Below are 26413 nucleotides of genomic sequence, written 5' to 3'. Positions count from 1 at the left end.
AAGATTAATGCCCGTGCTTCGCGGGTGAATCAAGGAGGCAACATGGCAGATTCCCAAACCCCGAAAGGCCCACACTCGTCCGAACATTCCTCGGGCGATGATCTGGGCTTCGATCCGGATTCGCCGGACCTCGAGGATCCGCAAGTTGATCCGGTCGGTCCGGCTAAGGCCCCGCAGGATGTCGAGCCCGGTGAAGATCCGAAGAAACCGGCCAAGCCCTATGATCCGTTAGCCGATCTGAAACCTTGATGTGAGGTGCGTATGAGTACCGATTCAAGCTTCGATGACCACAAACCTGACAGCGTACCGACCACGCCGGAGCCGGAGGTTGATCCGGTGCTGGACCCGGACAGCCCGATGCGCGACCCGATGGCGCGGCCAAATGTGCTGACGCCGGACGTTTCGCCTGAGCCGAGCTCGGGCGACGGCATCCCCGATGACGACAAGATGCCACTGCCCAACGACTGACGCGCAGACGAAAAAAAGCCCCGAACATTCGGGGCTTTTTCATGATTGCCGGATCTACTTTGCCGCTTCGACCACGCCGCTCTGACGGCTCTTGAGGTTCTTGTCGGCTTTGTATTGCTGTGCCACGGCAGGCACGTTGGCGCTGCGCCCGGTTTCCACCCAGCTGCGGATACGGCTGGCGTCGGCAAAATGCGTGTATTTGCCGAACGCATCGAGAATGACCAGGGCGACCGGACGGTTGCCCATCTTCGTCACCAGCACCAGGCAATGGCCGGCCGGGTTGGTAAAACCGGTCTTGGTAATCTTGATGTCCCAATCGGCCTTATTGACCAAGTGGTCGGTATTGCGGAAGCCCAAAGTGTAGTTGGGCTTGCGGAACGCCACGGTCTTTTCCTTGGTGGTGGTCAGTTGCACCAGAAGCGGTTGCTTGTGCGCGGCCACCAGCAATTTGCTCAGGTCGCGCGCGGTGGAAACGTTGCGCTCTGACAGCCCGGTCGGCTCGACAAAGTGCGTGCTGGTCATGCCCAGCGCCTTGGCCTTGGCGTTCATTGCCGCAATAAAAGCAGCGTAGCCACCCGGATAGTGGTGCGCGAGGCTGGCGGCGGCGCGGTTTTCCGAAGACATCAAGGCGATCAGCAGCATCTCGCGGCGCGGCAGCTCACTCTTGAGTTTGACTCGGGAGAACACACCCTTCATTTCCGGAGTGTTCCTGATGTCGACATCGATCCATTCGTCCATGTTCTGTCGAGCTTCCACCACGACAAGGCCAGTCATCAACTTGCTGACGGAAGCGATCGGTACGATCACGTCAGGGTTGCTGGAATAAATGACTTTGTTGGTCTGCATATCCATGAGCAGGGCGCTGCCAGACGCGATCTTCAATGTCGAAGCGTCACGTGGAGCAGCGGTGGTTTCCGCAGCGTTGATCGTTGGCGTGATGAATGTGCCTGTAACAGCAAACAACAGGCTCAGAATCGAGAGACGAATTTTCACGCGGGCGAACTCTAAAAGGTTGGATATACCGTTAGTTTGTAACGGGTTATTTCTCAAAACCGGCGCATTTTAGGAGTATGGCTGAAGAACTGTCGATGGTTGTTTGTAAGACCTGAAAATCTCGTGAAAAGGCCTGTAAAAAGAGCGGTTTCCGGCGAACGGTTGAAGTTTTTTCTCAGGCACTAAAAACCCCGCACGAGGCGGGGTTCTGGTGCAGCGGAAAAATTCGATCAGATGTGCAGGGTTTCTGCGGCGTAGAGCGTGTTTTCCAGCAGGCAGGCGCGGGTCATCGGGCCAACGCCGCCCGGTACCGGGGTGATCCAGCCGGCGCGGGGCAGGGCGGTTTCGTAAACGACATCACCGACCAGTTTGCCGTCGTCCTGACGGTTGATGCCGACGTCGATCACGATCGCGCCTTCCTTGATCCACTCGCCCTTGACCAGGCCCGGCTTGCCGGCGGCAACGACCACCAGATCAGCGCGGCCGACGTGGCCCGCCAGATCCTTGGTGAAGCGGTGAGTCACAGTGACGGTGCAGCCGGCCAGCAGCAATTCCATGGCCATCGGGCGACCGACGATATTGGAGGCGCCCACGACTACCGCGTCCATCCCGTAAAGATCAGCGCCAGTGCTTTCCAGCAAGGTCATGATGCCTTTCGGGGTGCAGGGGCGCAGCAGCGGAATACGCTGGGCCAGGCGGCCGACGTTGTAGGGATGGAAACCGTCGACGTCTTTGTCCGGGCGAATGCGTTCCAGCAGCTTGGACGCGTCGAGGTGTTCGGGCAGAGGCAACTGCAGGAGAACGCCGTCGATAGCCGGATCGTCGTTGAGGCGATCGATCAGATCGGTCAGGGCGTCCTGAGTGGTGTCGGAGGGCAGGTCGTAGGCTTGAGAGAGGAAGCCAACCTCTTCACAGTCTTTACGCTTGTGCGAGACATAAACCTGAGAGGCAGGATCGCTGCCGACCAGGATCACCGCGAGGCCGGGGGTGCGCAGGCCTTGCTGGCGACGCTCGGCAACTCGTTGGGCGATCTGCTGGCGCAGGCTGGCGGCGATCGATTTGCCGTCGATTAGTTGTGCAGTCATTGCGCGTGATTAACCATCGAGAGGGGAAAAAATGAGAACGCATTCTCGCATGTCGAGCGGTGAGGGCAAAGGCGCTTGGTCAGCAAATTCCTCTAACTCCTTTAATTAAATGAATTTTTTTCAAAAAGGATTTGACGACCTTTGGAGCGCTCTATACTATTCGTCGCACTTGTCGGGCACAGCCTAGCACTGGTTAAGAAGGTGAAGCGGAATCAAGGTTCTGCGACGCTGGAAAGCACTTAGTTTGTAGTCCTTTAAGAGTACAGATTAACAAGGCGCCCGTAGCTCAGCTGGATAGAGCATCCGCCTTCTAAGCGGATGGTCGCAGGTTCGAGTCCTGCCGGGTGCGCCATTAGGCAGCTTTGGCACAAGTAACGCGATATGGTGGGCGTAGCTCAGTTGGTAGAGCACGGGATTGTGACTCCCGTTGTCGTGGGTTCGATCCCCATCGTCCACCCCATATTTCGAAAGGCGCCAGATTTAACGGTCTGGCGCCTTTGCTTTAAAAGCTTCATCCGCGGATGTGGTGGAATTGGTAGACACACTGGATTTAGGTTCCAGCGCCGCGAGGCGTAAGAGTTCGAGTCTCTTCATCCGCACCAAATAAAGCTTCACCTGTGCCTAGGGCCTGATGAAGTTTCGACAAAGAAGTTGTTTGGCTTTTTTGTTACGCAATATGGTGGGCGTAGCTCAGTTGGTAGAGCACGGGATTGTGACTCCCGTTGTCGTGGGTTCGATCCCCATCGTCCACCCCATATTTCGAAAGGCGCCAGATTTAACAGTCTGGCGCCTTTTTTGTTTTAGCGGTTTCGAAATCCGGCCATGGCCGATTTCGAGGCGCAGGGCAGGGCACTTCATCGCTTTTAAAGGATCGGATGACGCTGAACTGCTCGTCGTTCCGGTTTTGCCGGAACGCCTGTCGGGGCCTATCTGGTAGTTGCTTCTATATATAGAAGCGTTGTTGCAGAGCCCTGACGTGATCGCTTGTATTCGCCAGTGGAGTGCACGGCATTCGTGCGGCGCTCCCTATAAATTGCCTGCTGTTTTTTTACCCGTTTCCAGTAGGGTGACTTCTTGAGTTTGACCCACTAGAATGCATGCCCTTGATTCTGGGGTCGGAAACGGCCGGCTAACGTCTGTGCAACGAGGAATATCCATGCAAGTTTCTGTTGAAAATACTACTGCTCTCGAGCGCCGCATGAGCGTCACCGTGCCGGCAGAGCGCATCGAGACTCAGGTCAACAAGCGTCTGCAGCAGACTGCCCAAAAGGCCAAAATTGCTGGCTTCCGTCCAGGCAAAGTGCCAATGAGCGAAATCAAGCGCCGTTTCGGTGCTGATGCGCGTCAGGAAGCGGTAGGCGACGTCATCCAGTCTTCCTTCTACGAAGCTGTGGTCGAGCAGAAGCTCAACCCTGCCGGTTCGCCTTCGATCGAGCCAAAGTCGCTCGAAGCGGGCAAGGATCTGGAATACGTTGCTGTATTCGAAGTCTTCCCTGAGTTCACCGTTGCTGGCTTCGAAGGCATCACCGTTGAGCGTCTGAGCGCTGAAGTGGCTGACGCTGATCTGGACAAGATGCTCGACATCCTGCGCAAGCAGAACACCCGTTTCGAAGTGGCCGACCGCGCTGCTCAGAACGAAGACCAGCTGAACATCGATTTCGTTGGCAAGGTTGACGGCGAAGTGTTCGCTGGCGGCTCCGCCAAGGGCACTCAGCTGGTACTGGGTTCCGGCCGTATGATCCCGGGCTTCGAAGAAGGCCTGGTTGGCGCTAAAGCCGGCGAAGAACGCGTTCTGAACCTGACCTTCCCTGAGGACTATCAGAACCTGGACCTGGCTGGCAAAACCGCCGAGTTCACCGTGACCGTCAACACTGTGTCCGAGCCTAAGCTGCCTGAGCTGAACGAAGAGTTCTTCGCTCAATTCGGCATCAAGGAAAGCGGCATCGACGGTTTCCGCACCGAAGTTCGCAAGAACATGGAGCGTGAACTGCGTCAGGCGATCAAATCGAAGGTCAAGAATCAGGTAATGGACGGTCTGCTGGCCACCAACCCGATCGAAGTGCCAAAGGCTCTGCTGTCCAACGAAGTTGACCGTCTGCGCGTGCAGGCTGTTCAGCAGTTCGGCGGCAACATCAAGCCAGACCAACTGCCGGCCGAGCTGTTCGAAGAGCAAGCCAAGCGCCGCGTCGTGCTGGGCCTGATCGTTGCTGAAGTAGTCAAGCAGTTCGATCTGAAGCCTGATGAAGCTCGCGTTCGCGAAATGATTCAGGAAATGGCTTCCGCTTACCAGGAGCCAGAGCAGGTCGTGTCGTGGTACTACAAAAACGAGCAGCAACTGAACGAAGTGCGTTCGGTTGTGCTGGAAGAACAAGTTGTGGATACTGTTCTGCAGAAAGCTAGTGTGACCGACAAATCGGTCTCCTACGAAGAAGCAGTCAAGCCGGTAGAAGCTCCAGCAGCCGACTGATTGATTTTGCGTTAGAAGTGCACACCATAAGCCAGCTCTCGAGCTGGCTTATGCGTATTCAAGACATAACTATTTGGGAGCGACTGCAGAGCATGTTCCGTAATTCTTATATTCAGCAGAACTCTGATATCCAGGCCGCCGGCGGCCTGGTCCCGATGGTTGTCGAGCAGTCCGCTCGTGGCGAACGCGCCTACGACATCTACTCGCGCCTGCTCAAGGAGCGAGTGATCTTTCTGGTGGGCCCGGTAGAGGACTACATGGCCAACCTGATCTGTGCGCAACTGCTGTTCCTTGAAGCGGAAAACCCGGACAAGGACATCCATCTGTACATCAACTCGCCGGGCGGTTCGGTGACTGCCGGCATGTCGATCTACGACACCATGCAGTTCATCAAGCCGAACGTGTCGACCACCTGCATCGGTCAGGCGTGCAGCATGGGCGCATTTCTGCTCACCGCAGGTGCTCCGGGCAAGCGTTTCTGCCTGCCGAACTCGCGCGTGATGATTCACCAGCCACTGGGCGGTTTCCAGGGCCAGGCGTCGGACATCGAAATCCACGCCAAGGAAATCCTCTTCATCCGCGAGCGTCTGAACATGCTGATGGCCAAGCACAGCGGCCGTACTCTGGAAGAAATCGAGCGCGATACCAATCGCGACAACTTCATGAGTGCTGAAGCTGCGAAGGAATACGGCCTGATCGACGAAGTGATCAACCAGCGTCCAGCTTAATATAAGCAGCGCAAAACAGGCCTGATCGGCATGTCCGATCAGCGGCGGGCTTGAAAAAGCCCGCAATAGCCTTCATCTTGTGTTGCAAGCCTATCGGATTTGGATCGAACGAATGACTGACACCCGCAACGGCGAGGACAACGGCAAGCTGCTCTATTGCTCCTTCTGTGGCAAAAGCCAGCATGAAGTGCGCAAATTGATTGCCGGCCCCTCGGTCTTTATCTGCGACGAGTGCGTCGACCTGTGCAATGACATCATCCGCGAGGAGGTGCAGGAAGCACAGGCCGAAAGCAGCGCGCATAAATTGCCTTCGCCTAAAGAAATCAGCGGCATCCTTGACCAGTACGTCATTGGTCAGGAGCGTGCGAAAAAGGTTTTGGCCGTAGCGGTGTACAACCACTACAAGCGCCTGAACCAGCGTGACAAAAAGGCTGACGACGTCGAACTCGGCAAGAGCAACATCCTGCTGATCGGCCCGACAGGCTCCGGTAAAACCCTGCTGGCTGAAACACTGGCCCGCTTGCTGAACGTTCCGTTCACGATCGCTGACGCAACTACCCTCACCGAGGCAGGTTACGTGGGTGAAGATGTCGAGAACATCATTCAGAAGCTGCTGCAGAAGTGCGATTACGACGTAGAGAAAGCCCAGATGGGCATTGTCTACATCGACGAAATCGACAAGATTTCCCGCAAGTCCGACAACCCGTCGATCACCCGTGATGTTTCCGGTGAAGGCGTGCAGCAGGCCTTGCTCAAGTTGATCGAAGGCACGGTCGCTTCGGTACCGCCGCAAGGTGGCCGCAAGCATCCGCAGCAGGAATTCCTGCAGGTCGACACCCGTAACATCCTGTTCATCTGCGGTGGTGCGTTCTCCGGCCTGGAAAAGGTCATTCAGAACCGTTCCACCAAAGGCGGCATCGGCTTCAACGCCGAAGTGCGCAGCAAGGAAGAGGGTAAGAAGGTTGGTGAATCCCTGCGTGAAGTCGAGCCTGACGATCTGGTCAAGTTCGGTCTGATCCCGGAATTCGTCGGTCGTCTGCCGGTCCTGGCGACACTGGATGAGCTCGACGAGGCTGCGCTGATGCAAATCCTCACCGAGCCGAAAAATGCTCTGACCAAACAGTATGCCAAGCTGTTCGAGATGGAAGGCGTGGATCTGGAATTCCGTTCCGACGCGCTGAAATCGGTCGCCAAGCGTGCTCTGGAACGTAAAACCGGTGCCCGTGGCCTGCGTTCGATTCTCGAAGGTGTATTGCTCGACACGATGTATGAAATCCCCTCGCAGTCCGAGGTGAGCAAAGTCGTGATCGATGAAAGCGTGATCGAAGGCAAGTCCAAGCCACTGTATATCTACGAAAACAGTGAGCCGACGGCCAAGGCAGCGCCGGACGCGTAAGCGTTCACAGCGCCGCAGCAAAGAAGGGGCCTTCGGGCCTCTTTTTTTTTAAGTCGTTTTTTACCTCCGCTTTGCGCTTGTTTTTTTTCGAGGCAGCCCCCATCTTGGTTTCAAGCTTAATTCCATCTGATTACGGCCATACGGCCGCCGTAGAGGCGAAATCATGAAGACAACCATCGAATTGCCTCTCCTGCCATTGCGTGATGTCGTGGTTTATCCGCACATGGTTATCCCGCTGTTCGTGGGGCGCGAGAAATCCATCGAAGCCCTCGAGGCAGCGATGACGGGTGACAAGCAGATTCTGCTGCTGGCCCAGCGAAACCCGGCTGACGATGATCCCGGTGAAGACGCTCTCTATCGCGTAGGTACAATTGCCACGGTTCTACAACTGCTGAAGCTGCCTGACGGCACCGTCAAGGTTCTGGTCGAAGGCGAGCAGCGTGGCACCGTCGAACGCTTCAGCGAAGTCGATGGCCACTGCCGCGCCGAAGTTTCTCTGATCGAAGAAGTCGACGCCGCCGAGCGCGAGTCGGAAGTCTTCGTGCGCACGCTGCTGTCGCAGTTTGAACAATACGTCCAGCTGGGCAAGAAGGTTCCGGCTGAAGTCCTGTCGTCGCTCAACAGCATCGATGAGCCCGGTCGTCTGGTCGACACCATGGCCGCGCACATGGCGCTGAAAATCGAGCAGAAGCAGGAAATCCTCGAGATCATCGATCTGTCGGCCCGTGTCGAGCACGTGCTGGCACTGCTGGATGCCGAAATCGACCTGCTCCAGGTTGAAAAACGCATTCGCGGCCGCGTCAAAAAGCAAATGGAGCGCAGCCAGCGCGAGTACTACCTGAATGAGCAGATGAAGGCCATTCAGAAAGAACTCGGTGACGGCGACGAAGGCCACAATGAAATCGAAGAGCTGAAAAAGCGCATCGATGCTGCCGGCCTGCCGAAAGATGCGCTGGCCAAGGCCACCGCTGAGCTGAACAAGCTCAAGCAGATGTCGCCGATGTCGGCTGAAGCCACCGTGGTGCGCTCCTACATCGACTGGCTGGTGCAGGTGCCGTGGAAGGCGCAGAGCAAAGTACGCCTCGACCTGGCCCGTGCAGAAGACATTCTCGACGCCGATCACTACGGCCTCGAAGAGGTCAAGGAGCGCATCCTTGAATACCTCGCCGTGCAGAAGCGCGTGAAGAAAATCCGTGGCCCGGTGTTGTGCCTGGTTGGTCCTCCAGGTGTGGGTAAAACCTCGCTGGCGGAATCGATTGCCCATGCCACCAATCGCAAATTCGTACGTATGGCCTTGGGCGGCGTGCGTGACGAAGCGGAAATTCGTGGTCACCGCCGGACTTACATCGGTTCGATGCCGGGTAGATTGATTCAAAAGATGACAAAAGTGGGCGTACGCAACCCGCTGTTCCTGCTCGATGAAATCGACAAAATGGGCAGCGATATGCGTGGCGATCCGGCTTCGGCGTTGCTGGAAGTGCTTGATCCCGAGCAAAATCACAACTTCAACGATCACTATCTGGAAGTCGATTACGACCTCTCTGATGTGATGTTCCTGTGCACCTCGAACTCGATGAATATCCCGCCAGCGCTGCTGGACCGGATGGAAGTCATCCGTCTGCCGGGTTACACCGAAGACGAGAAGATCAACATCGCCGTGAAATACCTCTCGCCGAAACAGATCGCCGCCAATGGTCTGAAGAAGGGCGAGCTGGAATTCGATGAGGAAGCGATCCGCGACATCATCCGTTATTACACCCGTGAAGCGGGCGTGCGGGGGCTCGAGCGACAGATCGCCAAGGTCTGCCGCAAGGCAGTCAAAGAGCATGCGCTGGAAAAACGCTTCTCGGTAAAAGTGACAGCTGACCTGCTCGAGCATTTCCTCGGCGTGCGCAAGTTCCGCTACGGCCTGGCCGAGCAGCAGGATCAGGTGGGGCAGGTGACTGGCCTGGCGTGGACTCAGGTTGGCGGTGAATTGCTGACTATCGAAGCCGCAGTGATTCCGGGTAAAGGTCAACTGATCAAGACCGGTTCGCTGGGTGATGTGATGGTCGAATCGATCACTGCCGCACAGACCGTTGTGCGCAGCCGCGCCAAGAGCCTGGGCATCCCGCTCGACTTCCACGAGAAGCGCGACACGCACATTCACATGCCGGAAGGCGCGACGCCGAAAGACGGCCCAAGTGCTGGCGTCGGTATGTGCACGGCGTTGGTTTCGGCATTGACCGGTATTCCGGTGCGCGCCGATGTCGCCATGACCGGTGAGATCACTCTGCGTGGGCAAGTGCTGGCAATTGGCGGTTTGAAAGAAAAACTGCTGGCGGCACATCGTGGCGGAATCAAGATTGTGATTATTCCGGAAGAAAACGTCCGCGATCTGAAGGAGATTCCTGACAATATCAAGCAGGATCTGCAGATCAAGCCGGTTAAATGGATTGACGAGGTCCTGCAAATTGCGCTGCAATACGCGCCGGAGCCCTTGCCGGATGTGGCTCCGGAGATAGTTGCCAAGGACGAAAAACGCGAGTCTGATGCCAAGGAAAGAATTAGCACGCATTAATACGTTTTAGCCTGGGGGGCTTTCCTTGACAGCATTTTAGAGCCCTTGTTATAAAGCGGCTCTTAAGTGTCTGTAGGCCATTCAGCACTCGTTTTTGCTTTCACCAAAAAACTTAGAAACATCTCAAAATAGATATAAGGGGACTTAGAGTGAACAAGTCGGAACTGATTGATGCTATCGCTGCATCCGCTGATATCCCGAAAGCTGCTGCTGGCCGTGCGCTGGACGCTGTAATCGAATCCGTCACTGGCGCTCTGAAGGCTGGCGACTCCGTTGTTCTGGTTGGTTTCGGTACTTTCTCCGTGACTGACCGTCCGGCTCGTACCGGTCGCAACCCGCAAACTGGCAAGTCTCTGGAAATCCCGGCTGCCAAGAAGCCAGGTTTCAAAGCCGGTAAAGCGCTGAAAGAAGCTGTTAACTGAGTTTCCAGGTTTTTACCCATCCGGGTCGGGGTCAAGCCTGACTTGGCAGCGGAGCGGTAGAACAGGTGGCTGAAAGAGCTACCTGTAACGCCGGGATCGAGGGTTCGAGCCCTGTCCGCTCCGCCAGTTACGAGAAGGCGCATCCTCGGATGCGCCTTTCTTCTATCCGGATTCTACCCACGCTCCACGGTTGCCTAAATTGAAGTTCAACCGTTTCTGGGGGACGCATGCTGCAAAATATCAGGGACAATTCACAAGGCTGGATTGCCAAGACCATTATCGGGGTCATCGTTGCACTGATGGCCCTGACCGGTTTCGATGCCATTTTCCAGGCCACGACTCACAAGAACGAGGCGGCCAAGGTCAATGGTGACGAAATCAGCCAGAACGAGCTGAGCCAGGCCGTTGATATGCAACGCCGTCAGCTGATGCAACAGCTGGGCAAGGACTTCGATGCGTCCTTGCTCGACGAAAAAATGCTGCGCGAATCGGCGCTCAAAGGCCTGATCGACCGCAAGTTGCTGCTGCAAGGCGCCGAACAGGCGAAGTTCTCGTTCTCCGAAGCCGCGCTGGATCAAGTGATCCTGCAGACGCCTGAATTCCAGGTCGACGGCAAGTTCAGCTCCGAGCGCTTCGACCAGGTGATCCGTCAACTGGGCTACAGCCGCATGCAGTTCCGTCAGATGCTGGCTCAGGAAATGCTTATCGGCCAGTTGCGCGCTGGTGTTGCCGGCAGCGGTTTCGTCACCGACGCCGAAGTGCTGGCTTTTGCCCGTCTGGAAAAACAGACCCGTGATTTCGCTACTCTTAACGTCAAGGCCGACCCGGCTGCGGTCAAGCTGACCGATGACGATGTCAAGGCTTACTACGACGAGCACGCCAAGGAATTCATGACGCCGGATCAGGTGATCATCGATTACGTCGAGCTGAAGAAATCGTCGTTCTTCGATCAGGTTGCGGTCAAGGATGAAGATCTTGAGGCGGCTTACCAGAAAGAGATCGCCAACCTGTCGGAACAGCGTCGTGCCGCGCACATCCTCATCGAAGTGAACGACAAGACTACCGAAGCGCAGGCAAAGGCGAAGATCGACGAAGTCCAGGCGCGTCTGGCCAAGGGCGAGAAGTTCGAAGCGTTGGCCAAGGAGTTCTCGCAGGATCCGGGTTCCGCCAACAATGGTGGTGACCTTGGTTATGCCGGTCCTGGCGTTTACGACCCGGCTTTCGAAAAAGCGCTGTACTCCTTGTCGAAAGACCAGGTGTCCGAGCCGATTCGTACCGACTTCGGTTATCACCTGATCAAGCTGTTGGGCGTGGAAGCGCCTGAAGTGCCGACCCTGGCCAGCCTGAAAGACAAGCTGACCCGCGAGCTGAAAGCCGCTCAGGTCGAGCAGCGTTTTGTTGAGGCGACCAAACAACTGGAAGACTCGGCGTTCGAAGCTTCTGACCTGGCGCAGCCAGCAGCGGATCTGAAACTGACTGTGCACACTTCCAAGCCGTTCGGCCGTGAAGGTGGCGAAGGTGTTGCAGCCAACCGTGCCGTGGTCACTGCCGCGTTCAGTCCGGAAGTGATTGATGAAGGTGCCAACAGCACCGCCATCGAGCTGGACCCGGAAACCGTGATCGTGCTGCGCGCCAAGGAGCATCTCAAGCCTGCGCAATTGCCACTGGAAAGCGTGAGCGCGGCGATCCGCACTCAGTTGACCAAGGAGCATGCCAGTGCCGAGGCCAAGACCCGTGCCGAGAAGCTGATCGCTGATCTGCGCGACGGCAAGGCGCCGCTGGACAAGGCCATCGATGGCCAGAACTGGAAGATCACCGAAGCGGCCACCCGTGGTCAGGAAGGGGTTGATCCGGCTGTGCTGCAGGCACTGTTCCGTATGCCGAAGCCGGCTGCCAAGGACAAGCCGACGTTCTCCAGCGTTACCTTGCCGGATGGCAGCCTGATGATTGTGCGTCTGAATGGCGTCAATGAAGCAGCTGCACCGACGGAAGAAGAGAAAGCGCAATATCGTCGTTTTCTCGCTTCCCGTGAGGGCCAGCAGGACTTTGCGGCGTATCGCAAGCAGTTGGAAGCTGAGGCGAAGATCGAGCGGTTCTGATCTTTTGACTGACGTTTGAAGGAGCCCCGGCCTGATGGTCGGGGCTTTTTTGTTTTTGGTGGCTTGGCGGCCTTTGGGCCGGCCATGCTCTGGGTGGTTTGGGTGAATATCCGTTTCTTCGGGTGCGGCGGCTGGCGGTTTCGCCCTTACGGCGAGGCACTTTTTCCAGACGCCGAAAAGGTAACCGAAAAGGCTTGCTCCTACGTTCGGCCCTCGCAGGCTCGGGTTCCTTCGCTGCGGGATCGATCCGGGCGCAGCGGCTCCGGTTTGCTTCGCTGCACCTCCTTCCGCTGTGTCTGGCTGCGCCAGACGGTCGCTGCGCTCCCACGCCCGGATCAATCCCTCCACTCAGCCTTCCGACGTCGCCGGTGGATCAAAAGCAAGATCAGAGGCACTCGAGCTTGCGCTCATTGTTGAGTGGGGCGGCTTTGCCGCGGGCAGCTGCGCTGCTTTGCTTTTGCTTTTGTGGGAGCGAGCCTGCTCGCGAAGGCGGCTTGGCAGCCGACCTGATCTTGAGTTTTTACCTTTCTTTTGCTTTAGAACACGCCGGTCGGTTCTGGGGTGTTATGGCCGTCGAGCCGACAAGCCATGGCGAAATTTCGCGCGTTGATCGATCATTTGTCCACGCGGCTTTTTCCTGACGGCCATGACCGGTAAAGTTGTAACCGATTCTTGACACTATTCCATGCGCCATGGGGCGACGATCTGTTGCACAATACGCCCCGGACTGTTTTCCCTCAGGATGTTCAATGTTGATTTCCACTCCCATGCGTGTTGTCGGGCTGGCGCTTTTGTTGACTGCGGTGGCCGGTTGTTCGAAGGACAAGCCGATCTATGAGCATGAGAACTTCGATGACTCCGGCACCTTTTCGCGCAATTACCCGGTAACCGACACCGCCAGTTGCGAAGCGGCCCGGCGCGCGTTGCTCAGTCAGGGCTACATCATTACCAGCAGTGATCCGAAGCTGGTCAGCGGGCACAAGAGCTTCCAGCAGACCGGCGAGACGCACCTCGAGATCAGCTTCAACGTGGTCTGCGCCGAAGATGGCAGCGCCGGGCATCATGCGACGGTGTTCGCCAACGCCTTGCAGGACCGTTATGCGCTGAAGAAGACCAACAACTCGGCCAGCCTCGGGGTTGGTGTGTTGGGCTCGGTGTCGATGCCGATCGGCTCCTCGGACGACTCGATGGTCAAGGTCGCCAGTGAGACGGTCATTGCGCAGAAGTTCTACGAGCGTTTCTTCACGCTGGTGGAGCAGTTCCTGCCCGCCGATGCGAAGAAAGCTGCACACATCGAAGAAAAGCCGAAAACCGATCTTGGTGTGCCAGAACCAAAAGCGGCACCTGCACCTGCGCCTCTGGCGCCGACACCTGCAGCGGAACCGGTCCCCGTGCCGGCTGCGGAAACTGCACCGGCCCCGGTTGAAACCGCGCCAGTGAGTTCCGAACCGATGGTGCCCCCAGCGGAGTCGACGCCGATTACGCCTGCGCCAGCGCCCGTGGAAGAGCCAGCGCCGGCCAGCGAAACCATCACTCCGCCGACCAACCCGGATATTCCGCCACCATCCGAGCCGATTCCGGCGATGCCGGCTTCGGGCCAATAAGAAACCAAGCGAAACCCTGTGGGAGCGAGCCTGCTCGCGAAGCGGTGTATCAGTCGACAGATGATTAGACTGACACACCGCTTCGCGAGCCTGCTCGCTCCCACAGTGGTTTTCGGGTTGGCTTAAAATCTGGTTACACACCTGCGGCATCATCGCCGCGATAAATCCCCAACCACCTGCTACGTTTTATTCATGAAGGCAGCGTTTCACTTTTCCTTCACACGGGCACTTTATGCTCGGGGCACAGGTCGATTGATCAGGCCATTTTCATAGCGAGCAGTTGGGGGATTCATACGATGGATGAGTATCAGGAAGAACTGCTCGAATACCAGGCCTTTGAACTGGATCAACCAGAGCCGGCTGACGACGCGACGGAACTCTGAGCTTCAGGCTCCCGAGCGGTAATTTCGTCGGGATTCGCCGGGCGTCTGCCCGCTCCAGCGCTTGAATGCGCGTTGGAAGGCTTCAGCTGAGGCGAAGCCCAGCAGGTAGGCGATTTCGCCGAATGCCAGTTCGGTGTCGCGGATGTAGGTCATCGCCAGGTCGCGGCGTGTGTCATTGAGGATCGCGCGAAATTGCGTGCCTTCCTCAGTGAGCTTGCGCCGCAAGGTCCAGGTCGGCAGTTTCAGGCGTGCCGCGACTTCTTCAAGATCCGGCTCGCGGCCGCCGTTGAGCAGCGGGCCGAGCAACTGAGTGATGCGCTCGCGCAGGCTGCGGGTGCGGGTCAGTTGTTCCAGCTCCCGCTCGCACAATTGCAGCAGATGTCGCCAGGTGCTCGGGCAATGTTCAGGGTTGCGCAGGGCGAGGCTGCTCAGGCTCAGGCGCAGTTGGTTGCGCTCGGCGCTGAACTGGATCGGGCAGTCACCGAGCATTGTGTAGGCGTCGCGGTAATCCGGCGCTTCGAATTCGATTTCGATTCGCTCGGCGCGTAACGTTTCGCCGCACAGGCTCGACAACTGATGCAGCCAGCCAGCGAGGATCGAGTCGACCACGAAGCGGTTATAGGTGTTGTACGGGCTGATCGAGTAGAAGCGCAGCCACGCACCGTTGGCGTCTTCGTGGAAACTGGACTGCCCGCGATAGTTCGAGCCGTAAAGCGGCTCGAAGCGCGTCAGGCAGCGGGCCGCTTCACGCACGGTGGGTGCTTGCGCCGCAGTGATGCCGGCCAGACCGGCCTGATTCAAGCGGATCATCCGGCCCATGCGCAGGCCCAGGGCCGGGTCGCCGGTGAGTTGAATCGCCGCATGGCCCAGGCGCATGTAACGCGGGATCGACAATCGCGCCCCGGCCTCGGCCAGTCGCGCTGCATCAAGGCCATATTGTTCAAGCAGAGGCAGCGGATCGACGTCGTGGCTGCGCACGGCGTCGGCCAGACTATGGACGAAACCCACCGACAGATCCCCGAGGCGCATCGGCTGCGGCTTCATGGTTTACAGCCAGACGTTCAGCAAGCGCGCACCACGGGCCTCGCCATCGGCGAACTGCTGGCCGTTGCTGCTGAGGAAGCTTGTGCCGGTACTCGACTTGTCCCAGAACTGCCCGCGCATGAACACACTGACGCCGGCAATCGCGTGGCTGCTTGGCGGTTGCGCGGTGAGGGTCAGTCGGTGCCAGGCTTGACCTTCACTGAGGTCGCCGGGCTTGAGGCTGACCGAGCCCGGCGTGCTCGAACCCTTGTAGCCACGCCATGGCTTGTCCCAGGCGCCTTGGCCGATAACCTGCGCCGGCACGGCCACCAGTTGCGCGCCTTGCTCATCAAGGGTGCGGTAGTTAGCGGGGTACCAGCTGTCACTGCCGATCAGGATGCCCAAGCGTCCGGCCGGGGTATCGACGACCTGTATGGCGTGTTTGTCTTCGGCCTGAATCACACCTTGCTGATCAAAGATCGGATGCATCTGCCGTTGCGGCTGGCCCAACGGTACGCCGTCGCGACCAAACACCACGCTGCTGTTGAACAGGGCGCCGCTGCCGGGCTTGAGCCGGCCGTCGCGGATGCTTGGCTCAGGCAGCACGATGGAGCCGGCCACCAGGGTGACCTGGAACTCCTTGGCCAGACCGCCGAACAGCGCCTGGTAATCCTTGGCCATGGCTTTCGCTTTCATCCGCAGATAAGCGTCATCCAGGCGTTGCTCGCCCTTGGCCCGCAGCCACCCTCGGGCAAACAGCAGTGGATTGCTCGCCGCCAGCCAGTTCATTGCCTCCGCCAGCGTTGGCGCCTGATACAAGTCGTCTTTCTCGCCGCTGATCATCAGCCAGGTGCCGACGTGCTCGGGCAACACCACCACGGTTTTTTCGTTGAGCAAGCCTTGATCACGGGCCTGCTGCAGATACGCCGCGAGTTTGCGGTGCAGGCGTGCGGAGCTTTGGTAATCGGTGGGGAACAGTTCGGGCTGGATGCCGAGCAGATTGCCACGATCGCCGGGCGTGCCCTGATTGACGGCGAGCTTGATGCGCAGGTCCGACAGGTAATGTCCCGCCGGCCGGTCTGCCGCCCACATGGCGTAGGTGGTCAGGGCGGCAACGAGGGCCATGGAGAAAAACAGATACAGAAGTTTGCGCATGAAAACCAACAACAGCCGGGTACAGGATGTGCCGACTAGGGTAGGGCCCATGGCCCGGGTTGCCAAGGGGCGCTGCGCATTTGGATCAATAACTTGTCAGTTACGGTCATTGAGTGACAGCGGTGCGACTCTTAGTCTGTCGAACATGACTGACGGGGGACGCAGAGCTCCCGCAACTTTTCCGTGATCGCTCGTTGTGGAGTTACCGATGACCGCCGCTCATTACCCGCATCTGCTGGCCCCGCTGGACCTGGGATTCACCACGCTGCGCAACCGTACCCTGATGGGCTCGATGCACACTGGCCTTGAAGAAAAGCCGGGTGGCTTCGAGCGCATGGCGGCGTACTTCGCCGAACGTGCCCGTGGCGGTGTCGGCCTGATGGTCACCGGCGGCATCGGCCCGAATGACGAGGGCGGCGTGTATTCCGGCGCGGCCAAGCTCACTACCGAGGAAGAGGCGCTCAAGCACCGCATCGTCACTCGCGCGGTGCACGAGGCGGGCGGCAAGATCTGCATGCAGATTCTTCACGCCGGTCGCTATGCCTATAGCCCGAAGCAAGTAGCGCCGAGCGCGATTCAGGCGCCGATCAATCCCTTCAAGCCTAAAGAGCTGGACGAAGAGGGCATCGAAAAGCAGATCAGCGATTTCGTCACCTGCTCGGTATCGGCGCAAACCGCCGAATACGACGGCGTCGAAATCATGGGCTCGGAAGGTTATTTCATTAACCAGTTCCTCGCCGCGCACACCAACCACCGCACCGACCGCTGGGGTGGCAGCTACGAAAACCGCATGCGCCTGCCGGTAGAAATTGTCCGTCGTGTGCGCGAAGCGGTCGGGCCGAATTTCATCATCATCTTCCGCCTGTCGATGCTCGATCTGGTCGAAGGTGGCAGCACCTGGGATGAAATCGTCATGCTTGCCAAAGCCATCGAGCAGGCCGGTGCGACCATCATCAACACTGGTATCGGCTGGCACGAAGCGCGGATTCCGACCATCGCCACCAAGGTTCCGCGTGCAGCGTTCAGCAAGGTTACGGCCAAGTTGCGCGGCTCGGTGAGCATCCCGCTGATCACCACCAACCGCATCAATACCCCGGAAATTGCCGAGCAGATTCTTGCCGAGGGCGATGCCGACATGGTCTCCATGGCCCGACCATTCCTCGCCGATCCCGACTTCGTCAACAAAGCCGCCGAAGGCCGCGCCGACGAAATCAACACCTGCATCGGCTGCAACCAGGCGTGCCTCGACCACACCTTTGGCGGCAAGCTCACCAGTTGCCTGGTCAACCCGCGCGCCTGCCACGAAACCGAACTCAATTACCTGCCGGTGCAGCGGATCAAGAAAATCGCCGTGGTCGGTGCCGGCCCTGCCGGCTTGTCTGCCGCCACCGTAGCCGCCGAGCGCGGTCATCAGGTGACGTTGTTCGATTCGGCCAGTGAGATTGGTGGCCAGTTCAACATTGCCAAGCGCGTGCCGGGCAAGGAAGAGTTTTTCGAAACCCTGCGCTACTTCAACCGCAAGCTGCAAACCACCAATGTCGAGGTGTGCCTGAACACCCGCGTCGACGTGGCCAAGTTGGTTGAGGGCGGCTACGACGAAATCATTCTCGCCACCGGTATCGCCCCGCGCGTGCCGGCGATTCCGGGCATCGAAAATGCCAAGGTGCTGAGTTATCTGGATGTGATCCTCGAGCGCAAACCGGTCGGCAAGCGTGTCGCGGTAATCGGTGCTGGCGGGATCGGTTTCGATGTCTCGGAATTTCTCGTTCATCAAGGCGTAGCCACCAGTCTGGATCGCGCGGCGTTCTGGAAAGAGTGGGGCATCGACACGCAACTGGAGGCCCGTGGTGGTGTGGCGGGAATCAAAGCGGCACCGCATGCGCCGGCCCGTGAGGTGTTCCTGTTGCAGCGCAAGAAAACCAAGGTCGGCGACGGTCTGGGCAAAACCACCGGCTGGATTCATCGCACCGGTCTGAAGAACAAGCAGGTGCAGATGCTCAACAGCGTCGAATACCTGAGCATCGATGACCAAGGCTTGCACATTCGCATCGGCGAATCCGGCGAGCCGCAACTGCTGGCAGTGGACAACATCGTGATCTGCGCGGGGCAGGATCCGTTGCGTGAATTGCACGACGGTCTGGTTGAAGCCGGGCAGAACGTGCACTTGATCGGCGGCGCGGATGTGGCGGCGGAGCTGGACGCCAAGCGGGCGATCAATCAAGGTTCGCGGCTGGCGGCTGAGTTGTAAACACATTCTGTAGGAGCTGCCGAAGGCTGCGATCTGTTGATCCTGATTTCAAAAGCAAGATCAAAAGATCGCAGCCTGCGGCAGCTCCTACTAGTATGTGGTCTTTTCCAGATTGTGCAGTGCCCATGCTTTTGCCTCCCCCCAACTGGCTACCCCCGGCCCCTCTCGAACCGCTCCATCTGGACTGGCTTGCAGCTGCCGGCATCGAGGTTGCGATCCTGCGCCTGGACCGCATCGACCCGCTGATCAGCGGCAACAAGTGGTTCAAACTCGTCGAACACCTCAAAGCCGCCGAGCGTGCCGGTGCCGAGGGCATCATCAGCCTCGGCGGTGCGCATTCCAATCACCTGCATGCGCTGGCGGCGGCGGGCAAACGGCTGGGTTTCAAAACCGTGGGGCTGCTGCGCGGGCACCCGCAGGACACGCCGACAGTGCGGGATCTGCAAGCGTTCGGCATGCAGTTGCATTGGCTCGGTTACGCCGGCTACCGCGCACGGCACGAAGCGGGATTCTGGGTGCCATGGCAAGCGCAATATCCGACGCTGCATGCGGTGCCCGAGGGCGGTGGTGGATTGGCCGGCGCCTTGGGTTGCGCAGCGATCAGGCAGCAAGCCGAAGAGCAATTGGCCAAGCTGGGCTGGAATGATTTCGACGCCTGGTGGCTGGCCTGTGGCACCGGCACGACACTGGCCGGGCTGGCGCTCGCCGAGAAAGGCAAGCGCGCGGTGTACGGTGCTCTGGCGGTCCCGGATGATCACGGCGTAGCGCCGAACATCGAGTCGATCCTCGCGCCAGCCACCGAGCCTGCGGCGGACTATCAACTGATCGACGCCAGCCGTGGTGGTTTCGCCATAGTTGACGAGGCGTTGCTGACCTTCATCGATCAGACCGAGCAAACCAGCGGCATCCCTTTGGAACCGCTGTACACCGGCAAGGCCTTGCTGGCGCTCAAGCAGCATGTCGAGTCAGGCGAATTCGCCATCGGCACGCGTCTGATCTTTATCCACACGGGGGGCTTGCAGGGGCGACGCGGATTTGCAATGACATAGCCGATGGACGCGATCAGTACATGCGTTTCGGCGTAATGATATTTGCAACACACAAAAGTCTTGTTTGTACGGTTTATTATTTCTGCTTATTTAAAGTTGTTGGTGTGCGTTGGTCTGTGGGCGTAACTCTATGTTGCTTATATCTTGTAGGTTCTTTTGATTTGAATAGTTTGTTGTGCGTGATTATTGTTGGTTCGGCTCTTTAGTTTGTTATTAAAGATCATAATTATATTTGTAAATTTGAGTGTGAATATGAAAAGTCCGATCTCCAAGCCTCGCCCCACTACCACTACACCAAAGCCAGTGGCGCCAACCAAACCCGTAGCACCGACCAAACCCGTAGCACCGACCAAACCAGTGGCACCAACCAAGCCAGTAGCACCAACCAAACCGGTAGCGCCGACCAAGCCGGTAGCGCCAACCAAGCCAGTAGCACCAACCAAACCGGTAGCGCCGACCAAGCCAGTGGCACCAACCAAACCGGTAGCGCCGACCAAGCCAGTGGCGCCAACCAAGCCAGTAGCACCGACCAAACCAGTGGCGCCAACCAAACCGGTAGCCCCAACCAAACCAGTTGCGCCGACCGCACCAGTAGCGCCGGTCGATACCAAGCGTCCGCCAATGCCATGGCCGACCCTTAACATCAACATCGATCCGGTGGCCTTGATTACGCTGATTCAAACACTCGGTGCGACCGTCAATGTCGATGGTTCGACCACACTGCCTGACGGTAGCGTGGTTGACGTTGATAAGACTTCGATCAAGCGTCCCGACGGCATCATTCAATATGACGACGGCCGGGTAGAGTATCCGGACGGGCGAATCGTATGGTCTGATAATACCGTTGAATATCCGGATGGCCGTATTGTCTGGGAAGATGGTACTGAACAATTGCCTGGCGGAAGCGTTAAACATCCCGATGGTAGTGCGTACGACGCAGAGGGCAACCTTGTTTCAGAGTAAGTAATAACCGGGCAATATATTTATTTAAGACAGTGCAAAAAAACACCGCTGATTGTCATGGATCAGCGGTGTTCCGGTTATCGGCCTCAGGCGTTTTGCGGCATCTCACCGTTGGCCAGACGCTTGTTGATGTCGGCGATCACTTCCGGCAGATCGCTGATGGTGTCGATCATGTAATGCGGCCGCGAACTTGCGAACAGCGCGTGGATGCGCTGGCGCTCGCTGGCCAGTTCATCGCTGCCCAGCGCGCGGAAACCCTCATAATCCAGACCCAGCGCGTTGCCCGAGCAAATCAGCGCAACCGTCCACATGCCGGCCCGGCGACCTTCGAGAATGCCCGGCACGGTGTCGTCGATCTTCACGCACGCTGCAACATCGTCGATGCCCAGAGCGATCACGTTGGCCAACGCTTGCGCCGGCCATGGACGACCGTTTGGCACTTCGTCGGTGGCGACCACGTGGTCGGCGACGTAGCCGTTGCTGGCGGCGAGTTCGACGACTTTGTCCATGACCGCTTTCGGGTAACCGGAGCAGGAACCGATCTTGATGCCTTGTGCGCGCAGTTGGGCGATGGCGTCCAGCGCGCCGGGAATCAGTGCCGAGTGCTCGGCGATTTTCTCGATCTGCAACGGCATGAAGCGGTTGTAGATAGCGGTGACGTCATCGTCGGTCGGCGTGCGACCGAATACCTTGCGATAACGCTCCGCCACTTGCGGCTGATCACAGAGGGTGCGGATGTGATCCCACTTGCCCATGCCCATCGGCCCACGGGCTTCTTCAATCGACACCTGCACATCGAACTCGGCGAAGGCTTCGACGAAGATCTGCGTCGGCGCGAACGAGCCGAAATCGACCACGGTACCGGCCCAGTCGAGGATCGCGGCTTGCAGCTTGCTTGGATTGGTGTAGTTCATGGCGATGAATTCCTGAGTTGTAATGCAGTTCAAATGTGGGAGCGAGCCTGCTCGCGAAAGCGGTCTGACAGCGCATGTGTCGCCTGGGACGACGCTTTCGCGAGCAGGCTCGCTCCCACAGGGGATTTTTGGTGGGGCTCAGATATCGAGCACTTCCATCTCGCGCAGCACTTCACCCACTGCTGCTGCGGCCTGGCGCATTTCGTCCGGGGTGACGTGGCCGATGCAGCCGACGCGGAAAGTTTCGACCTGGGTCAGTTTGCCGGGGTAGAGGATGTAACCCTTGGCCTTGACCCGCTCATAGAAGTCCTTGAACTGGTAGCGCGGATCCTGCGGGGCATGGAAAGTGGCGATGATCGGCGCCTGAATCGCCGCCGGCAGGAAGCTGCGCAAGCCGAGCTTGTTCATCTCTTCCATCAGCGCCTGACAGTTGGCGGCATAACGCGCATGCCGCGCCGGCAGACCGCCTTCTTCGCTGTATTGCAGTAGCGCTTCGTGCAGCGCCGCGACCACATGGGTGGGCGGGGTGAAGCGCCATTGCCCGGTTTTCATCATGTAGGCGTGCTGGTCGTACAGGTCCATCGCCAGCGAGTGCGAGTTGCCAGCCGCGGCGGCCAGCGATTCCTTGCGGGCGAAGACAAAACCCATCCCCGGTACGCCTTCCAGGCATTTGCCGGAAGCGGCAATCAGCGCGTCGAATGGCACTTTTTGCGCATCCACGGGCAATGCGCCGAATGAGCTCATGGCGTCGATGATCAGACGTTTGCCGTGTTGCGCGACGACCTCGGCTATCTCTGCCAGCGGATTGAGAATGCCGGTGCTGGTTTCGCAGTGGATCAGCGCCACGTGGGTGATGTCAGCGTCGGCGCGCAGCAAGCGGTCGACGTCGGCGGCGGTGGTCGGCTCGTCTTCGGCGGTTTCGAAGGTGCTGAACGAGCGCCCAAGCACTTCGCAGATCTTGGCCAGCCGTTTGCCGTAAGCGCCGTTGATCAGCACGAGGATTTTGCCATCACGCGGTACCAACGTGCCGATCGCCGCTTCGACGGCGAAGGTGCCGCTGCCCTGTAACGGTACGCAATGGTGGCTGGCGGCGCCGTTGAGGATGGCCAGCAATTGCTCGCACAGGCTGGCGGTCAGCTGGTTGAAGCGGTCATCCCACGAACCCCAGTCGACCATCATGGCCTGGCGGGTGCGGGCCGAAGTGGTCAACGGGCCGGGAGTGAGCAGAATCGGTGCGGCGGTACTCATTCGTGTGTCCTCGCGAAAACGCTGTGGGATGAAGCTACGGCGCCTACGTTGCAATTCGCCGCTGCATCAATCAAATTGTTTGTTGTTATGCCAGCCATCAGTGAGGGTTATCCATGAATTTGTTTCAGCTGCGCGCCTTCGATGCCGTGGCCCGCGAAGGCAGCTTTACCCGCGCGGCTGCGCGGTTGTTCATCAGCCAGCCGGCGGTTACCGGACACATCAAGGCACTGGAAGAGCACTACCAGATCACCTTGCTGCGGCGCACCGCGCGACGGGTGGAACTGACCGAGGAGGGCACCAAACTGGCGGCGATCACCCGCGCCATGTTCGGCCTGGCTGAAGAAGCGCAGACGCTGCTCGAGGCCAATCGGCAATTGTTGACCGGGCGTCTGGAGGTGGCGGCGGATGGGCCGCACATGGTCATGCCGATGCTGGCGAGTTTGCGCGCGCGCTATCCGGGGATCACCGTCAACCTGCGTCTGGGCAACGCGCAGGAAACCCTGGCGGCGCTGTTGTCGGAACACGCCGATGTCGCGGTGCTGACCGAGGTCGAGCCGCGCAAGGGTCTGCATCTGCAAGCGCTGAGCGAATCGCGGATCTGCGCGTTGGTGCCGGCGGGGCATCGCTGGGCGAATCGCTCCGGGGAAGTGAAAGTCAAGGAGCTGGACCAAGTGATCATGGTCCTGCGCGAGCCGAGTTCGATTACCCGGCGCACTTTTGACCAGGCGTGTGCGCAGGCGTCGATTCAGCCGCGGGTGTTGCTGGAGCTGGACAGTCGCGAGGCGGTGACCGAAGCGGTCGCGGCCGAGTTGGGGGTCGGTGTGGTGTCATCGGTGGAGGTCAGTCATGACCCGCGCGTGGTGGCGATCCCGATTGCCGGGGAAGGGCTGATGAACCGGCACATGATTGGCTGCATGGAGCGCCGGCGCGAGTTGCGCTTGATTCAGGCGTTTTTTGATCTGGCGCCAGACTGAAAACCGAGGCGACTTTTTCGCGAGCAGGCTCGCTCCCACACTACAGAGCGCGGTCCCATGTGGGAGCGAGCCTGCTCGCGAAGGGGCCAATACTGTTTACACAAGGCTCTCGCGAACCATATCAAGAAACGTCGCCACCACCCGCCGCGAACTCTGTTCGCGCAAGCACACCAGGGTTTCGGTCAGGCGCCTCGTGCAGTCGGTGATCGGCAACGCGCAGACCCGTGAGTCGGCGCCGAACTCCGCCGCTGAAACCACACCAACCCCGATCCCCACCACCACGGCTTCGCGCGCCGCTTCCCGACCTTCAACCTGAATCGCCGGGCGGATGCGCAAACCTGCGCGGGCCATTTCTTCTTCCAGGGTCTGCCGGGTCACCGAACCGGTTTCACGCAGCACCAGTGGCGTGTCATCCAGATCGGCCAGACAGATCGATTCGCGCTCGGCCCACGGATGATTGCGCGAAACGAACGCCACCATCGGATCGTTGCGCAACGGCACACACAGCAAGCGTTCATCGGTTACGTCGCGGCCGAGCAGCGCCAGATCGGCCTGATAGTTGAACAGGCGAAACAGCGATTCATCGGTATTGCCGGTTTCGATTTTCACGCTGATGCCCGGGTAGCGCTCGCAGAACCGTGCGATCTGCGGCAACACGTGGATCGGCGCGTCCACCGCGAGAATCAGGCTGCCGGTCTGCAGGGCCTGGGATTCTTGCAGCAATTCCTGCGCTTCGGCTTCGATCACGAACAGGCGCTGGGTGATCGCCAGCAGGCGCTCGCCGAGATCGGTCAGGCGTACGGAACGTTTATTGCGGTGAAACAGCAGCACGCCGAAGCGTTCTTCGAGTTTGCGCACCTGGTCGGAAATCGCCGGTTGCGTCAGATAAAGCCGCTCGGCGGCGCGGGTGAAGCTGCCATGGACGGCCACCGCGTGGAACGCTTTGAGTTGGGCGTGAGAGACAGACATGGTGGCTCCAGTAACAAGCTCAGCTTATGTGTGAAATACGATAAATCGATTTTATTTATTAAACAGTAATTGCTTTGATCGGCTCACGCCATCGCTGACTGCTCGGTCGAGCAGCGGCGCCGGCCCATGAGCCTGTGCGTGCAACAGCAGACTCATCTGACCGTTATCGCCGAAGGGAAGGGGCGGTATCGCAGTGCTCAACAATAAAAAACACAGGCGTTTTTCTTAACGATTCTGCCGGCACACTCACACCCTGAGGTCAGAACCACCATGAACAAGCACATCGGCACCCTGGCGCGTTGGCGCGTGCAGATCTTCGCTATTACCTGGCTCGCGTACGCCGCGTTCTACTTCACCCGCAAAGCGTTTTCGGTGGCCAAACTGGGCATCGCCGAAGACCCTGATTTCACCCTCGACAAAATGGCCATGGCCAACCTCGACGCGATCTATCTGGCGGCGTATGCCCTCGGACAGTTCACCTGGGGCATGCTCGCCGATCGCTTTGGCCCGCGAGTCGTAGTGCTTGGCGGTTTGCTGATATCCGCCGCTGCGGCGCTGGTGATGGGCAGTTTCGCTACATTGCCGATCTTCGCCACGTGTATGTTGATTCAAGGTCTGGCGCAGTCCACTGGCTGGTCCGGGCTGTGTAAAAACCTTGGCAGCTTCTTCCCGTCAGAGCAGCGCGGGCGCGTGCTCGGCTTGTGGAGTTCCTGTTACGCGTTTGGTGGCCTGGTCGCCTCGCCGTTCGCCGGCTGGTGGGCCTACACGCTGGTCGGCACCTGGCACGCGGCATTCATTTCCAGCGCGGCGGTGGTCGCGGTGGTGGCCGTGCTGTTCTTTATCTTCCAGCGCAACAAACCGGAAGACGTCGGCTTGCCGGCGGTGGAGCCGGAGCCGGAACTGACCGCCGAGGAAACCGCAGCCAACAGCAAACTCAGCGTGTGGGAGCCGTTAAAGGAAATCCTGCGCAACCGCACGGTGCTGGTGCTGGGCCTGGCGTATTTCCTGCTGAAACCGGCGCGCTACGCGATTCTGTTGTGGGGCCCGGTGATTGTTTTCGAGCAGATGCCCAGTGTCGGCAAGGTCGGCGCGGCGATCATTCCAACCGCGTTTGAACTGGCCGGATTGCTCGGGCCGATCATGATCGGCCTGGCCTCGGACAAACTCTTCGGCGCCCGACGCATGCCGGCCTGCGTGCTGAGTCTGTTGGCGCTGACCGTAACGCTGGCGCTGTTCATGGCTGCGCTGAACACCGGCAGCGTGTTGTTGGTCGTCGCGTTGCTGTTCGTCATGGGCCTGACGTTGTACGGCCCGGACTCGATGATCAGCGGTGCGGCCGCCATCGATTTCGGCAAGGCCAAGGCCGGTGCCACCGCCGCCGGTTTCGTCAACGGCTGCGGCTCCGTAGGCGCGGTGCTCGGCGGTTTGCTACCGGGCTACTTCGACTCGGTGACGGTGTTCATCGTCTTCGCCGGATGCGCGCTGTTCTCGGCGCTGGTGCTGATTCCGCACTGGAACAGTCGGCCGGTCGGCGTGATGGAGCCGCGCGCGGCGATCCCCAACTGCCCGCTGAGCGTCAAACCGCTGCGTTCCTGAAACCCTTCGCCCCGTGGCCTGCTGCGCGGTGCGCGGCAGGCTGCGTCGTGGCTTTCTGACTGGAGATTT

At 59.0% G+C, this 26413-nt stretch carries 22 protein-coding genes and 4 tRNA genes; 18 read left to right on the top strand and 8 right to left on the bottom strand.

Going from position 1 to position 26413, the window contains the following annotated elements; all coding sequences use genetic code 11:
* The first annotated feature begins 42 nt into the window (after positions 1-42).
* Both AB9L16_RS16440 and AB9L16_RS16435 read left to right on the top strand, forming a co-directional pair.
* Positions 43-249 (top strand): DUF6021 family protein, encoded by a 207-nt coding sequence (locus AB9L16_RS16440; RefSeq protein WP_056788754.1) that lies wholly within the window; start codon positions 43-45, stop codon positions 247-249.
* A 12-nt stretch (positions 250-261) separates the two neighbouring features.
* Complete coding sequence (locus tag AB9L16_RS16435) at positions 262-468, top strand: hypothetical protein (RefSeq protein ID WP_041477156.1); 207 nt, start codon at positions 262-264, stop codon at positions 466-468.
* A 54-nt stretch (positions 469-522) separates the two neighbouring features.
* On the opposite strand, the gene pbpG is transcribed toward AB9L16_RS16435, so the two are convergent.
* Both pbpG and folD read right to left on the bottom strand, forming a co-directional pair.
* Positions 523-1461, bottom strand: a complete 939-nt coding sequence (gene pbpG, locus AB9L16_RS16430) for a D-alanyl-D-alanine endopeptidase (RefSeq protein WP_095182110.1) — start codon at positions 1459-1461, stop codon at positions 523-525.
* A gap of 230 nt (positions 1462-1691) precedes the next feature.
* On the bottom strand, positions 1692-2546 hold the full coding sequence (folD, locus tag AB9L16_RS16425) for a bifunctional methylenetetrahydrofolate dehydrogenase/methenyltetrahydrofolate cyclohydrolase FolD (RefSeq protein WP_375122403.1): 855 nt from the start codon (positions 2544-2546) through the stop codon (positions 1692-1694).
* Between the two features lie 275 nt (positions 2547-2821).
* On the opposite strand from folD, the gene AB9L16_RS16420 reads away from it, so the two are divergent.
* From AB9L16_RS16420 to AB9L16_RS16370, 11 genes are all read left to right on the top strand, one after another.
* Positions 2822-2898, top strand: a tRNA-Arg gene (locus AB9L16_RS16420).
* A gap of 32 nt (positions 2899-2930) precedes the next feature.
* Positions 2931-3006: transfer RNA gene (locus AB9L16_RS16415), tRNA-His, on the top strand.
* Positions 3007-3063: 57 nt separating this feature from the next.
* Positions 3064-3148: transfer RNA gene (locus AB9L16_RS16410), tRNA-Leu, on the top strand.
* A 77-nt stretch (positions 3149-3225) separates the two neighbouring features.
* Positions 3226-3301, top strand: a tRNA-His gene (locus AB9L16_RS16405).
* A 401-nt stretch (positions 3302-3702) separates the two neighbouring features.
* Positions 3703-5013: a trigger factor gene (gene tig / locus AB9L16_RS16400; protein ID WP_016775337.1), complete on the top strand. Its 1311-nt coding sequence runs from the start codon at positions 3703-3705 to the stop codon at positions 5011-5013.
* 92 nt (positions 5014-5105) lie between these two features.
* Complete coding sequence (gene clpP / locus AB9L16_RS16395; protein ID WP_016775336.1) at positions 5106-5741, top strand: ATP-dependent Clp endopeptidase proteolytic subunit ClpP; 636 nt, start codon at positions 5106-5108, stop codon at positions 5739-5741.
* 112 nt (positions 5742-5853) lie between these two features.
* Positions 5854-7137 (top strand): ATP-dependent Clp protease ATP-binding subunit ClpX, encoded by a 1284-nt coding sequence (gene clpX, locus AB9L16_RS16390; RefSeq protein ID WP_016775335.1) that lies wholly within the window; start codon positions 5854-5856, stop codon positions 7135-7137.
* A 163-nt stretch (positions 7138-7300) separates the two neighbouring features.
* Positions 7301-9697 (top strand): endopeptidase La, encoded by a 2397-nt coding sequence (lon, locus tag AB9L16_RS16385; RefSeq protein ID WP_016775334.1) that lies wholly within the window; start codon positions 7301-7303, stop codon positions 9695-9697.
* Between the two features lie 149 nt (positions 9698-9846).
* Positions 9847-10119, top strand: a complete 273-nt coding sequence (locus AB9L16_RS16380) for an HU family DNA-binding protein (RefSeq protein WP_016775333.1) — start codon at positions 9847-9849, stop codon at positions 10117-10119.
* Between the two features lie 227 nt (positions 10120-10346).
* On the top strand, positions 10347-12218 hold the full coding sequence (locus AB9L16_RS16375; RefSeq protein WP_375122402.1) for a SurA N-terminal domain-containing protein: 1872 nt from the start codon (positions 10347-10349) through the stop codon (positions 12216-12218).
* A 749-nt stretch (positions 12219-12967) separates the two neighbouring features.
* On the top strand, positions 12968-13822 hold the full coding sequence (locus tag AB9L16_RS16370; protein WP_252886453.1) for a DUF2242 domain-containing protein: 855 nt from the start codon (positions 12968-12970) through the stop codon (positions 13820-13822).
* A gap of 386 nt (positions 13823-14208) precedes the next feature.
* On the opposite strand, the gene AB9L16_RS16365 is transcribed toward AB9L16_RS16370, so the two are convergent.
* Together AB9L16_RS16365 and AB9L16_RS16360 are read right to left on the bottom strand one after the other, a co-directional pair.
* Entirely contained in the window at positions 14209-15249 is a 1041-nt protein-coding gene (locus AB9L16_RS16365) for an AraC family transcriptional regulator (RefSeq protein ID WP_236168548.1), read from the bottom strand.
* 3 nt (positions 15250-15252) lie between these two features.
* Positions 15253-16383: a nitrilase-related carbon-nitrogen hydrolase gene (locus AB9L16_RS16360; RefSeq protein WP_375122401.1), complete on the bottom strand. Its 1131-nt coding sequence runs from the start codon at positions 16381-16383 to the stop codon at positions 15253-15255.
* Between the two features lie 208 nt (positions 16384-16591).
* Here AB9L16_RS16360 and AB9L16_RS16355 point away from each other — a divergent pair, with 208 nt between their 5' ends.
* On the top strand, positions 16592-18631 hold the full coding sequence (locus AB9L16_RS16355) for an FAD-dependent oxidoreductase (RefSeq protein ID WP_375122400.1): 2040 nt from the start codon (positions 16592-16594) through the stop codon (positions 18629-18631).
* 125 nt (positions 18632-18756) lie between these two features.
* Positions 18757-19680 carry a 1-aminocyclopropane-1-carboxylate deaminase/D-cysteine desulfhydrase gene (locus AB9L16_RS16350; protein ID WP_375122399.1) on the top strand — a complete coding sequence of 308 codons (924 nt, stop codon included), beginning with the start codon at positions 18757-18759 and terminating at the stop codon, positions 19678-19680.
* A 137-nt stretch (positions 19681-19817) separates the two neighbouring features.
* Here the strand turns inward: AB9L16_RS16350 and AB9L16_RS16345 are convergent, their stop codons facing one another.
* Complete coding sequence (locus tag AB9L16_RS16345; RefSeq protein ID WP_353188612.1) at positions 19818-20324, bottom strand: collagen-like protein; 507 nt, start codon at positions 20322-20324, stop codon at positions 19818-19820.
* On the opposite strand from AB9L16_RS16345, the gene AB9L16_RS16340 reads away from it, so the two are divergent.
* A complete protein-coding gene (locus AB9L16_RS16340; RefSeq protein WP_375122398.1) occupies positions 20302-20643 on the top strand; it encodes a hypothetical protein in 342 nt (113 codons plus the stop codon). The two genes, AB9L16_RS16345 and AB9L16_RS16340, sit on opposite strands and share 23 nt — an antisense overlap.
* Positions 20644-20729: 86 nt before the next feature.
* On the opposite strand, the gene phnX is transcribed toward AB9L16_RS16340, so the two are convergent.
* Both phnX and AB9L16_RS16330 read right to left on the bottom strand, forming a co-directional pair.
* Complete coding sequence (gene phnX, locus AB9L16_RS16335) at positions 20730-21557, bottom strand: phosphonoacetaldehyde hydrolase (RefSeq protein ID WP_095182103.1); 828 nt, start codon at positions 21555-21557, stop codon at positions 20730-20732.
* Between the two features lie 138 nt (positions 21558-21695).
* Positions 21696-22805, bottom strand: coding sequence for a 2-aminoethylphosphonate--pyruvate transaminase (locus AB9L16_RS16330; RefSeq protein WP_375122397.1), 1110 nt, complete (start codon positions 22803-22805; stop codon positions 21696-21698).
* A 113-nt stretch (positions 22806-22918) separates the two neighbouring features.
* On the opposite strand from AB9L16_RS16330, the gene AB9L16_RS16325 reads away from it, so the two are divergent.
* Positions 22919-23779, top strand: coding sequence for a LysR substrate-binding domain-containing protein (locus AB9L16_RS16325; RefSeq protein ID WP_375122396.1), 861 nt, complete (start codon positions 22919-22921; stop codon positions 23777-23779).
* 96 nt (positions 23780-23875) lie between these two features.
* Here the strand turns inward: AB9L16_RS16325 and AB9L16_RS16320 are convergent, their stop codons facing one another.
* Entirely contained in the window at positions 23876-24748 is an 873-nt protein-coding gene (locus AB9L16_RS16320) for a LysR family transcriptional regulator (RefSeq protein WP_095182100.1), read from the bottom strand.
* Between the two features lie 270 nt (positions 24749-25018).
* Here AB9L16_RS16320 and AB9L16_RS16315 point away from each other — a divergent pair, with 270 nt between their 5' ends.
* Positions 25019-26344: an MFS transporter gene (locus AB9L16_RS16315; protein ID WP_016775327.1), complete on the top strand. Its 1326-nt coding sequence runs from the start codon at positions 25019-25021 to the stop codon at positions 26342-26344.
* The last annotated feature ends 69 nt before the right edge of the window (positions 26345-26413 follow it).

The organism is Pseudomonas sp. LW8, assembly GCF_041956865.1.
Lineage (GTDB): Bacteria > Pseudomonadota > Gammaproteobacteria > Pseudomonadales > Pseudomonadaceae > Aquipseudomonas > Aquipseudomonas siliginis.
Note: the sequence above shows the minus strand (reverse complement) of the source record. Positions and strands in the feature narration are given on the sequence as shown.